General features: G+C 56.7%; 2 protein-coding genes. Both read left to right on the top strand.

The genetic code is table 11. The annotated features are described in order from the left end of the window. Positions 1 to 116 precede the first annotated feature (116 nt). Positions 117 to 3,044, top strand: coding sequence for a Tn3 family transposase (locus ACSSV8_RS19910; protein ID WP_454283639.1), 2,928 nt, complete (start codon positions 117 to 119; stop codon positions 3,042 to 3,044). A gap of 112 nt (positions 3,045 to 3,156) precedes the next feature. Further along, entirely contained in the window at positions 3,157 to 3,717 is a 561-nt protein-coding gene (locus ACSSV8_RS19905; protein WP_047998007.1) for a recombinase family protein, read from the top strand. Positions 3,718 to 3,754 lie beyond the last annotated feature (37 nt).

Raw genomic sequence — 3,754 nt, 5'->3', positions numbered from 1 at the left:
GGCCCTGTACGCACGAAGGGGGTCAAAAGCGGCCACATTTTCGGGTTGTGCGTTTTGAGTTGACATAGCGGGATGATCCGTATGTATGCTCCGATATAGTTTAATTTGGAGCGGACATGGAACAACTTTGGTCAGCGGAGGCCCTGCGGTTACATTGGGTTTTGCAACCCTCAGAGCAGCCGCTGCTGAAGGGGTTGTCTGGTCCGAAGCGGCTTGTGCTCGGATACTACCTGAAGTTTTTCCAACGCCATGCCAGATTTCCTAACCGAATGGATGCTATACCAGAGATTGTTGCTCAGTTCTTGGCGGAGCAGATCGAGTATGACGGTCCACTGCCATCAGATGTGCCAGAGCGCTCGGATCGCCGGTATCGCCGTCTGGTTTCGGACCATTTGCGGCTCCGACGGTTTGATCAAGCCGCTTCAGGCGAGTTTGTGAAATGGCTTGTGGCCGAGGTCTTGCCGAACGCACCGCAGGTGTCCGCGCTTGATGAGCGAATGACGGCGTGGTTTCTGATCAACCGCTTCATCCAACCTGACCAATCGCGTTTGGACAAGCTGGTGGCCCAGTCAGAACGCCGGTTCGATCAGATGCTGTGCGCCAAGATTTCAGGGCGGCTGGTGTTGGCGCACAAACACGCCTTGGATGCTTTGCTGACGACTGATGAGGCCGCATCGCGATTTGCGCAGCTTGCGCGAGGTCCAGGCGGGACAAGCGTACAGGCCGTTCAGGATGCTGTGGTGCGGTTAGAGATGGTGCGTGCCATCGGCCTTCCTGCAGATCTCTTGGACGGTGTCTACCCAGACCATATCGCCAATCTGGCCCGGCGCGCCGCCAGCGAGGATGCTTGGGACATGCGCCGCCGTCCTGAGGTCGTGCGCCATGCCCTGCTGAGTTGCTTTTGCGCAACCAGGGGCACAGATTTGACAGATGATCTGAGCGATTTGGTGATCAGCATCATCCACAAGATCTCTGCGCGCGCTGAGAGTAAGGTGATCAAGGAATACGTTGCCGATTTCCGGAAGGCGGAAAGCAAAGACACGCTTCTGGGCAAGATCGTGCTCGCGGTCGATGGGCAGCCGGACGGTGACATTCCGCAGGTCATCTACCCAGTGGTCCCGCGCGAAACGATCCGTGATCTCGCACAAGCCTACCAAGCGGACACGCCTTCCTTCACGACCCGCGTGCATCACACAATTCGCCGCTCTTATGCGCGGCATTATCGGCGCGTCCTGCCGGTAATCTTGAAAGCGCTGACATTCCGGACCAGCAGTGCCAGTGCGGAGCCGTTGTTAGCCGCCCTTTCTATATTGACCGAGCCATCGGATCGGAAGCCGCAGTTTTACGCTGAGAGTGAGGTGCCGATCGACGGTGTCGTCCGCCCAAAATGGCGCGATATTGTCCTCGAGATGGGCCGTGGGGGCGTGAGCCGCGTCAATCGGATCAACTACGAGATATGCGTCCTGCAAACCCTGCGCGACAAACTGCGGACAAAGGAAATCTGGATAGAGGGCGCGAAGCGATATTGTGATCCGGACCAAGACCTGCCCGCCGATTTTGATGCGCGCCGCGCGCACTACTTTAATCTTCTTAATCAGCCCCAAGACGCGGATCAGTTTGTCCAAGCTTTGCGGGATAACATGAGAACCGCCTTGATCTCCTTCGATCAAAGCTTCCCGGCCAACAAGGATGTCACACTCAAGTCCCGGGGTGGCGGCACGCGCCTGTCTCTACGCCCCTTGAAGCCACAAACTGATCCTGTGGGGCTTGAAGACCTGAAAGCAGAGCTCGGCCGACGGTGGCCGATGACCAGCCTGCTTGATGTGCTGAAGGAAGTTGACCTGCGCACGGAGTTCACGCCGCTGTTCCGTGCGGCGGGATCTCGGCAGACCTTGCCACAGGAAGAGGTCTCCCGGCGCCTCTTGCTGGCCCTGTTTGGGATCGGGACGAATATTGGGCTCAAGGCCATTGCGGCGGGCCCCCATAAGGTCAGCTACAAAGAACTGCTCTACATCCGGCAACGCTTCGTTCACAAAACAGCGCTTCAGGATGCAACCCGGCGGATTGCAGACGCCACCTACCGCATCCGAAGCGCCGATATCTGGGGAGATGCGGGCACGAGTTGTGCCTCGGATTCCACGCAGTTGGCTTCCTGGGACCAGAACCTGATGACAGAGTGGCACCAGCGCTATGGCGGGCGCGGGGTGATGATCTACTGGCATGTCGATAAGCAGGCCACCTGCGTCCACTCACAGATGAAACAAGTCTCGTCTTCAGAGGTCGCTTCCATGATCGAAGGCGTGCTGCACCACGGCACGGACCTGGATATCGACCGCCAGTTTGTTGATACCCACGGGCAAAGTGTCGTGGGGTTCGCCTTTTGCCATCTTCTCGGCTTCGACTTGATGCCGCGCCTGAAGGGTATCGCCAACCAAAAGCTCGCCCGCGCGGACAAGCAAACCGACCATCGCTTCGCAAATATCGAGTCTATTTGCATGGCCCGGCCCATTGACTGGGGTCTGATCGGGCAGCATTACGATGAGATGATCCGCCTTGCGAGCGCCCTCAAGCTGCGGACAGCAGACGCGGAAACCATCCTACGCCGCTTTACACGGGGCCAAACGCACCCGGTGTTCTCGGCGCTGTTGGAATTGGGCAAGGCGGTTAAAACGATCTTTCTGTGCCGGTATCTCGGCAACGCGGAGCTGCGCCGCGAGATCCATTCCGGACTCAATGTCATAGAGCGCTGGAACGGGGTGAACGACTTCATCTTCTACGGCAATGGCAATGAGCTGGTGTCCAATCGTCGTGACGATCATAAAATCTCTGTCCTCAGCCTGCATCTGCTGCAAGCGGCGATGGTCTACGTGAACACCCTTATGATCCAGGAGGTGCTCCGTGAGCACGCCTGGCGCGAAAAAATGACAGACCGAGACATGGCGGCGCTGAACCCACTGCCGCACAGCCACTTCAACCCATACGGCGTCTTCGATCTTGATATGGACACGCGTTTACCTCTCGAAGAGGAGAGGATGGCAGCATGACATGTTCCGAAACTTATAACAAACGGAACGACCTTTTTTGTGCGCAAAATCAGCGCCTTGTAAAATCCGTATATTTGTTCCGTATATGGCGCCTTAAATCAAGGCAAAATCCATGCTGATCGGGTACGCGAGGGTCTCGACGACTGGCCAGAACCTAGAAAGTCAGATCGAACACCTCCAGAGCGAAGGTTGTGACACGATCTTCCAGGAAAAAATCACGGGGTTTGACCGTCGCAGGCCTCAGCTTGAAAAGATGATCGCTTCCCTACAGCCCAGTGATACGTTGGTCGTCACCAGCCTCGACCGTCTGGCCCGATCAACCAGTGATCTCTTCGTGATTACCCAGAAGGTAGAGGCCGTCGGAGCATCATTCCGCTCCCTGCGCGAACCCTGGGCCGACACAACAAGCTCCATGGGAAAGTTCTTACTTACTGTTTTTGCTGGACTTTCTGAACTTGAACGCAACATCATCAATGAACGCACAGAAGAAGGACGGACCTCCGCAAAGAAACGCGGCGTGAAGTTCGGACGCAAGCTGAAGCTGACACCACACCAGCAGGATCAGGTCAGGGCCATGCTCAAAGAGGGAAAATCGATTCGTGCCATCGCGCGCGACTTCAACGTCGGTGTCGCAACAATCGACCGCATCAAGCGCACAACAGCACTCTCATGAAATGTGGCCGTTTTTGAACCCCTTCGTGCGTACAGGG

The sequence above is a fragment of the Roseovarius sp. MBR-79 genome, assembly GCF_053628555.1.
The sequence above is the reverse complement of the archived record's forward strand: the minus strand, read 5'-3'. Positions and strand labels throughout refer to the sequence as shown.